General features: G+C 44.0%; 5 protein-coding genes and 1 pseudogene. 4 read left to right on the forward strand and 2 right to left on the reverse strand.

All coding sequences use genetic code 11. The annotated features are described in order from the left end of the window. Positions 1 to 115 precede the first annotated feature (115 nt). Complete coding sequence (asnS, locus tag AB6E08_RS21970) at positions 116 to 1,516, reverse strand: asparagine--tRNA ligase (protein ID WP_004734710.1); 1,401 nt, start codon at positions 1,514 to 1,516, stop codon at positions 116 to 118. A gap of 720 nt (positions 1,517 to 2,236) precedes the next feature. Between asnS and AB6E08_RS21975 the strand changes: the two genes are divergently transcribed. After that, positions 2,237 to 3,727 carry a SulP family inorganic anion transporter gene (locus AB6E08_RS21975; protein WP_017101482.1) on the forward strand — a complete coding sequence of 497 codons (1,491 nt, stop codon included), beginning with the start codon at positions 2,237 to 2,239 and terminating at the stop codon, positions 3,725 to 3,727. Positions 3,728 to 3,865: 138 nt separating this feature from the next. Here AB6E08_RS21975 and AB6E08_RS21980 read toward each other — a convergent pair. Next, a pseudogene (locus tag AB6E08_RS21980) lies at positions 3,866 to 5,540 on the reverse strand (methyl-accepting chemotaxis protein). A 327-nt stretch (positions 5,541 to 5,867) separates the two neighbouring features. Here AB6E08_RS21980 and queD point away from each other — a divergent pair. The 3 genes from queD to AB6E08_RS21995 all read left to right on the forward strand — a co-directional run bounded on the left by queD (position 5,868) and on the right by AB6E08_RS21995 (position 8,081). Beyond that, the gene (gene queD, locus AB6E08_RS21985) at positions 5,868 to 6,230 is read left to right on the forward strand and encodes a 6-carboxytetrahydropterin synthase QueD (protein ID WP_009847038.1); all 363 of its coding nucleotides are present in this window, start codon (positions 5,868 to 5,870) and stop codon (positions 6,228 to 6,230) included. A gap of 429 nt (positions 6,231 to 6,659) precedes the next feature. After that, complete coding sequence (locus tag AB6E08_RS21990) at positions 6,660 to 6,857, forward strand: hypothetical protein (protein ID WP_048611631.1); 198 nt, start codon at positions 6,660 to 6,662, stop codon at positions 6,855 to 6,857. A gap of 81 nt (positions 6,858 to 6,938) precedes the next feature. Then, positions 6,939 to 8,081 carry an amino acid permease gene (locus AB6E08_RS21995; RefSeq protein ID WP_372067259.1) on the forward strand — a complete coding sequence of 381 codons (1,143 nt, stop codon included), beginning with the start codon at positions 6,939 to 6,941 and terminating at the stop codon, positions 8,079 to 8,081. Positions 8,082 to 8,138: the final 57 nt, after the last annotated feature.

Here is an 8,138-nt window from a genome sequence, read left to right on the forward strand (position 1 = left end):
AGCTCGGAAGGATCCTTCAACCGATCACTTTGGCTTTAACTGATCGGCATTACCGTATATACGGAGGTTTTTATTTATCTGATACTGACTTCGTTAAAGAAGAAGCAAGCCGATATTAGAAGTTAGCAGAGCGTGGTGTACGTGGGAACGGGATAACGTCACGAACGTTGCCCATACCTGTTACGTAAGACACTAGACGCTCAAAGCCAAGACCGAAGCCTGCGTGAGGTACTGTGCCGTATTTACGTAGGTCGCGGTACCAGCTCATGTGCTCAGGGTCGATACCCATACCAATCATGCGCTCGTCTAGAATGTCTAGACGCTCTTCACGTTGTGCACCACCGATGATTTCACCGATGCCTGGTGCAAGTACGTCCATTGCTGCAACTGTCTTGCCGTCGTCGTTTAAGCGCATGTAGAAAGCTTTGATGTCTTTCGGGTAGTTCTTAACGATAACAGGTGCTTTGAAGTGTTCTTCAGCTAGGTAACGCTCATGCTCAGAAGACATGTCGATGCCCCACTCAACGTCGAATTCAAATTTCTTACCAGAATCTAGTAGGATTTGGATTGCGTCAGTGTAGTCAACTTGTGCGAAATCAGCGTCTACAAATTGCTCTAGACGAGTGATTGCTTCTTTGTCGATGCGAGAAGCGAAGAACTCAAGGTCGTCTCGGCGCTCTTCAAGAACAGCAGCGAAAACGTACTTAAGCATGTCTTCAGCCAGTTTCGCTACATCGTCAAGGTCTGCAAACGCAACTTCAGGCTCAACCATCCAGAACTCAGCTAGGTGGCGGCTTGTGTTTGAGTTTTCAGCACGGAACGTAGGACCGAACGTGTAAACCTTGCTTAGTGCACAAGCGTAAGCTTCAGCATTAAGTTGACCAGATACTGTAAGGAAAGTTTCCTTACCGAAGAAATCTTCATTGAAGTCAACTTTGCCTTCGTCAGTGCGAGGTAGGTTCTCCATGTCTAGCGTCGATACGCGGAACATTTCACCAGCGCCTTCTGCATCAGATGCAGTGATAAGCGGAGCTGAAGTCCAGAAGAAACCTTGCTCGTGGTAGAAACGGTGAATCGCTTGAGATAAACAGTTACGTACACGTGCTACTGCGCCGATCACGTTTGTACGTGGGCGTAGGTGAGCAACTTCACGAAGGTATTCGATAGAGTGACGTGTCTTAGCCATTGGGTAAGTGTCAGCGTCTTCAACCCAGCCTACAACTTTAACGTCAGTTGCTGCTAGTTCGAAGTCTTGACCTTTCGCAGGAGACTCAACAATCTTACCCGTTACTTCAACAGAGCAGCCAGTTGTTAGCTTTAATACTTCGTCTTCGTAATTATTAAGATTATTAGGAACCACGGCCTGAATCGGGTCGAAACAAGAGCCGTCATAAATGGCAAGGAAAGAGATTCCAGCTTTGGAATCACGACGTGAACGGATCCAGCCGCGAACAGTTACTTCACTGTCTACCGCTAGCTTGCCGCCAAGTACGTCTGTTACAGGCGCGTAAGTCATGTTGATTTCATTCTCCATTGAGGGACAAATTCAACTCAAAGTCTCTAGCATTGCTGCAAATAAATATACATTTGCACAATAATTAGCCGAAACATTAAGTTGTATAAACTTTTTAAATCGATTGAACATATTACCTGTCATACCGACAGCTTCAACCTTTATTCTTGCTTGGTGAAAGAAATATTGTGTCTACTGAGCAGAAATACCTTTTAGGGTGTGTTTTTTGTTCGATTTGGCTTTCTGTTTGGTATTTGTTTGAGTGCTAAGGAGGTGCGCTAGCGCTAATGGTTAAGTATTCTTCAATACCTTGTAAATTGATGTGAGCAGAGTGATTGAAATGACATGAACTGAAGTTGATTACAACATAGAGCTGGCTGAAATCGAGTCCGCTAGCGGTTTTTGGCCGGATTAAGAAGCGTTAATATTCGAAACCTTTGTTTGCAATATTGGTCGTGTGATTAAAGTGGCACTCACTCTATATTGTCAGCCATTCTGACCTGTGTAGGACAAACGCGATAAAAAAAAGCACAGGTGTTGATTTCGTTCTACTAAACAATCACCCACTAAAGGAGTTTAATGTTCACGTGTTAATTACGCCGCCTTAACCCCTGCATTCTCTCTACACCCGCACTTTTCGAGCGCTCGCTCATTCAAGAAAAACAGTCGATCAAATTATGTCTCAACAAGGCAGGGCTGGCTGTACAAGTAAAAGAGAATTACATGCTTAATTATTTAAAAAAACACTGGTTATCAAACGTTAAAGGAGATTCATTATCTGGGATTGTGGTTGCACTCGCATTGATCCCTGAAGCCATCGCATTTTCAATTATTGCAGGCGTTGACCCTAAAGTAGGGCTCTATGCCTCGTTCTGTATTTGTGTCGTCACTGCTTTGGTTGGCAGTCGTCCGGGGATGATTTCCGGTGCAACAGGCGCTATGGCGCTATTAATGGTCACCTTGGTGAGAGATCACGGACTAGAATATCTACTCGCTGCTTCATTTTTAGCTGGCGTCATTCAAATCGCAGCCGGGTATCTTAAGCTTGGTAACCTAATGAATTTCGTTTCCAAATCGGTGATTACTGGATTTGTTAACGCGCTCGCGATTCTCATTTTCATGGCCCAGCTTCCTGAGTTGATCAACGTTCCTTCAAGTGTTTACGTGTTAGTCGCTTTGGGTTTGGCGATCATTTATCTGCTTCCTTATTTTCCCAAGTTTGGTCGTGCAATACCTTCTCCATTAGTCGCGATTGTTGCCCTGACTATTATCAGTTTGTTATTTGGTTTAGATGTCAGAACGATTGGCGATATGGGCAAGCTTCCGGATTCACTGCCTGTGTTCTTGATCCCTAATATTCCATTCACGTTTGATACGCTCACAACCATCCTTCCATATTCTATTGCTCTATCTCTTGTAGGTTTATTGGAATCATTGATGACGGCGACGATCGTGGATGACCTGACCGATACTGAAAGTAATAAGAACAATGAATGCAAAGGGCAGGGTGTAGCGAACATCGTGGCTTCACTATTTGGTGGTATGGCGGGGTGTGCGATGATTGGCCAGTCGATCATTAACATCAAATCAGGCGGTTTAACCCGATTATCCAGTATGATCGCTGGGGTTGTTTTGTTGCTAATGGTGGTGTTTGTTTCTGATTGGTTGAAGCTGATACCGATGGCGGCTTTAGTATCTGTGATGATCATGGTTTCAATCGGCACGTTTTCATGGCGTTCTGTTGTTGAACTTAAAGATCACACGCTCCCTACTAATGTGACGATGCTAGCGACCGTAGCGGTGGTGGTGTTTACGCACAATCTCGCGATAGGTGTTGCAGTTGGCGTGGTGTTGTCAGCTTTGTTTTATGCGCATGCCAGCAAGTCGATGGTCTTTATATCTGATGAAGTGGTGACTAACGAACTGCACACCACCCATCGAGTAAAAGGCCATGTCTTTTTTGCTTCTTCAGATGCGTTTGTCGATCTATTTGACTATGACAAGGCCACGTCTTTAGTGACGATCGATATATCGGATGCATCGTTCCTAGATAACACGTCGGTTGAGGCGCTTGATAAGGTCGTGTTTAAGTTCCGAAAAAAGGGTGCTTATGTAGAGGTCGCAGGAATGGATACCGTGAGTGCGAATCTGATATTCAAGCACGCGATGTACCACAAGCATAAAGATTTAACCGCGGTTTCCATTACGCACTAATCGTGGTTTAAGGTGATCTTAAAATCTTAAAATCTTAAAATCTTAAAATCTTAAAGCCCGAACTAGACATTGTTATGAAGATAAAGCGCTCATCTTTGAGCGCTTTTTTGTTGATGTCGCTAGGGGAATTCTAACGGCCTATGACTGACCTTTATCGTTGGTATTTGAGTTCGATAAGGTGAATTGGTTGATAAGAGATTCAAGGTGATCCGACAGCTCTTCTAAATCATTACTGATTCCACGAGTTTCAGCTGCAGACTGCGATGTGTTGTCGGCGTGAGAAGTGATGGTTTCAACTTTTTGTTGCACATCTTGGGTTGCTTGTGTGGTGGATTGCGTCTGTTGCTGAATATTTTGTGCATGAGCTAACACTTGTTTCATTTCTTCAACGACACCGTTCATTTCAACGGACAGTGCGTCGATATCTGTCGATATCTGTCGATATCTGTCGATATCTGTCGATATCTGTCGAGCTTTGATGTGCTTGTTCGCAAACGCGGTCAGCAGAATTCAGCGATTCTTCACTGCCTTGTTGGAACTGATGAATGATAGACTCAATACTGCCAGTAGCCTCTGCCGTTCGTGATGCAAGATTACGAACTTCATCTGCCACTACCGCAAAGCCGCGACCTTGTTCTCCCGCTCGAGCCGCTTCAATCGCTGCATTCAAGGCTAGAAGGTTGGTTTGGTCGGCAATGCCACGAATCACACTCAATATTGAAGAGACTTCTCCAGTTTGCTCATTAAGTGTTTGTATCTTGTGTTTCACTTCTTCGATACTGCTCACCAGATTCTTTATCTCACTACTTGCATCATGTGCTTGGTTAGCACTCTTACAAGCCACATCTGAGGTGTGATTGATGAGTTCTGACGCGGTTAAAGTGGCTTGTTCTACATTGACCTGTTGTGCTTGTATTCCTTCGACATTGTTTTGCACTTCTGTGGTTTCGTTTTGTTGATCGCTGGCGGCTTGCTCGGTAATTTGTGCAACACTAGTCAGTTGGTTGGCAGACGCATTCAGTTTGTGCGAGGTGTCTTGTACCCTCTCTAAGCTGTCGGAAACCGTGCCCATGAACGAGTTGATGGAGTTAGCAAGCGTACCAATTTCATCCTTGCTTTGCTCTGGCAGTCGAGTTGATAGGTTTTTATCACTGCTGACTTGAGTCATAAAGCGAGAGGTTTGTTGAAGCGGGCGAACGATTATCTTACGAATCAATCCCATAGTAAGAACGAATCCGGCAAAGGAGATCACTGCCATGATACCGATCGCTGTCATCGTTTGAGTATTGATCAGCGAGTTGACATGGTTAAGGTTATATTCAAGTCGAATTGCACCTAATACTTCACCTTCTGGTGCCATATGACATGCCACACAATTGGTGCCGCGATAGTTCTCGCTCGACTTCATTGGCAGAGCAATAACCAAGCCTTTACCCCAATCGGCAGAAAAGGGTTCGATAACAGTTTCGCCTGCTAGCGCTCGTTTATCGATATCATCAATAGGTGTTTGGTTGTCATTGCCAGGTCCGTACAATTTGCTCACTGCATCGGCGCGCAGTACACGAACATTTTCAATGCCTTCTTGCGCTAACGCTTTCTGACGAAGGGTCTCTTTTTGTGCCATGGTGCCAGTCAGCATCATCATATTAAGGCTATCGAAATAGTTGCTTGCCTTATCGTGAAGCTGCTCACTTAACACCGAGTTTACAAGTTGCTTTTGCTGCGAATATTGAAAGTAAGTTGATATTGCAAGCAAGAAAGTGAACACAATGGCGAGGGCTACTAGGATTTTAAAGGTGATTGTTGAGCGCATAAGGTGTTTGTTTTTATTAAGTATAATGACATGCATACTTTACGTGTAAGCGGCTCTACCACCTATGGGGTATAACCGATTGTGTGACCACACTCCGGTTGTGGTTATGTTTCTGTGATGTAGCGGGTTTGTTTCTCGCTGGACGAGAAGGTTAAGCGTATGGTGAATTTCAAGCCATCTTTATATGTGTTTTATTGTGACTCAAGTGAGTGGCTAGCAACAAGCTCCCCCCTTGCAGCCAATAAGGCCGTACAGTGGTGATAGAACTTGTAGTGTGTATTGGTTTTACGTAATATTGCGTGTCATTTTTTTAGCCTGAGAAACACAATGAGAACTGAGTTATACAAAGAGTTTATGTTTGAAGCAGCACACCATCTTCCACACGTGCCAGAAGGGCATAAGTGCGGTCGTTTGCATGGTCACTCTTTTCTTGTTCGTTTGTACGTAGAAGGCGAAGTTGACCCGCATACAGGTTGGGTAATCGACTTTTCTGAAATTAAAGCTGTATTCAAACCAATTTACGACCGTTTAGACCACTACTACCTAAACGACATTGAAGGTTTAGAAAACCCGACAAGTGAAGTATTGGCTAAGTGGATCTGGAATGAACTTAAACCAAGCTTGCCACTTCTGAGCAAGGTTGAGATTAAAGAAACATGTACAGCGGGTTGTATCTACCGCGGTGAATAAGGTTTCGATGCTGTAGATTTCAAAGATACAGCTATCAAAGTTACAGCTATCAAGGCAACAGTCTTCAATACTATAGCTTTCAAGGTTATAGCCTTAAAAGCTATAATCGAACGAAAGGCGCTTACAAGAGCGCCTTTTTTGTAGCTGTCATATATGTTTGGGTGCTCTTTATACAAGCTTTGTTGTTTATGGGGTGGGGTGTTTATAGTTCCGCTTTTTATTAATAATGATTATTGTTTTACGCGGTTTGGTGGTCGATTTGTATCCAAATGGCTATTTTGTTCAATTTAATAGCAAAAAATGTGGTTATAGCGTTGTGTTTCAAAGCTCATTCGATAAGATGAAAATACCTCTAATGATAGAGGTAGGGCAGCAACGGATACGCTGCTTCAAATACTATGGAATGTGACTCAATTATTGGACACATACATGAAATTCAAGATTACATCGCCGATTATTGAACCTACGGAAGGTTCACCACATCAGTTAATGCTAACTCACGCTTCTCGTTTTACCTCTTTTAAGACAAGCTCCCCTTTGAACGCCCTGTTCGACAACGTCTCTGCACGCTTCTTTACCGCTTATCGCTCCTATTGTTATTCGTTTTATAACTTTATTTCTATCTGAATTCCTTTGTCATCCGCTCGATGAACGAAGACTCATATCTATAAAAACTAAACAAATAAGTTAAAAACAATGAATATTAAAATGATGGGTAGCTCCCTAATTATCGCTGGTACCGCTCTCGGTGCTGGTATGCTTGCGATTCCAATGGTATTAGCTCAATTCGGATTGCTTTACGGCACACTGCTTATGGTACTGATCTGCTTCGGTACGACTTATGCAGCATTACTACTTCTAGAAGCGACCATCAAAGCGGGTGGCGGTCTAGGATTAAACTCTATTGCCCGAAAAACCTTGGGCAAACAAGGTCAGTTGATTACCAACGGCCTACTTTACGCGTTATTGATCTGCCTATTGATGGCCTACATTCTGGGTGCGGGTGATTTGCTGAGTAAGTTACTGTCTAACTTAGGTGTAGACATTAGCGCAACGACGAGCCAAATCACGTTTACTTTACTTGCTGGTGCTGTAGTCGCAAGTGGCACCGGTGTGATTGATAAACTCAACCGTGCTTTGTTCTTCGTTATGCTTGCTAGCTTGTTTGCAACCATGGTGTTCTTAGCGCCGAGCATGACTCAAGAAAACTTGATGCAGGTAACCAGCCATGACCATGTTGATCTAATCAAAACCAGTGCCATCCTGTTTACGAGCTTTGGCTTTATGGTTGTGATTCCAACCTTAGTTTCTTACAACCACGAAGCGACAGACAAACAGCTGCGTAACATGGTGATCGTCGGTTCTCTGATCCCATTAGTGTGTTACTTATGTTGGTTGTTTGCGGTAGTGGGTAACTTGAGCGAAGAGCAATTCAGGAGCTTCAAGAACGTATCAGATTTGATGGCGGCGTTTAAGGCTCAGTCTCCTTGGGTGGGTAACGTTCTGTCTACCTTCACGGGCTTGGCGTTGTTGACTTCTTTCTTTGGTGTAGCGATGGCGTTGTTCAACCAAAACAAAGACATGTTCAACCAAAATACGGCAGTAACGTACTGCATTAGCTTCATCTTACCGCTGGCGGGTTCACTGCTTGCTGCAGACAAGTTCCTACAAGTGCTGAACTACGCTGGTATCATCTTAGTGTTCCTAGCTGTGTTTGTTCCTCTGGTTATGGTTCACAAGCAGCGCTTCATGAAAGTAGCGGAAGACAGATACAGCGCTGAAGGTGGCCGACCAATGATGCTTTTCTCATTGTTGTTTGGTTGCTTCTTGCTAATCTCACAAGTGATTTAGCCGAACCCTTCGGGCAGCGTTTGCTGGCCATTTCTACTACGTTATCGGCTTCTCATG

Source organism: Vibrio sp. 10N.247.310.24 (assembly GCF_041467175.1).
In the GTDB taxonomy this organism is placed as follows: Bacteria; Pseudomonadota; Gammaproteobacteria; order Enterobacterales; family Vibrionaceae; genus Vibrio; species Vibrio tasmaniensis_A.

Bases quoted from the DNA above. Each gene is read 5' to 3' on its own strand.
- asnS (WP_004734710.1), bottom strand. From the start codon at position 1,516: ATGACTTACGCGCCTGTAACAGACGTACTTGGCGGCAAGCTAGCGGTA.
- AB6E08_RS21975 (WP_017101482.1), top strand. From the start codon at position 2,237: ATGCTTAATTATTTAAAAAAACACTGGTTATCAAACGTTAAAGGAGAT.
- queD (WP_009847038.1), top strand. From the start codon at position 5,868: ATGAGAACTGAGTTATACAAAGAGTTTATGTTTGAAGCAGCACACCAT.
- AB6E08_RS21990 (WP_048611631.1), top strand. From the start codon at position 6,660: ATGAAATTCAAGATTACATCGCCGATTATTGAACCTACGGAAGGTTCA.
- AB6E08_RS21995 (WP_372067259.1), top strand. From the start codon at position 6,939: ATGATGGGTAGCTCCCTAATTATCGCTGGTACCGCTCTCGGTGCTGGT.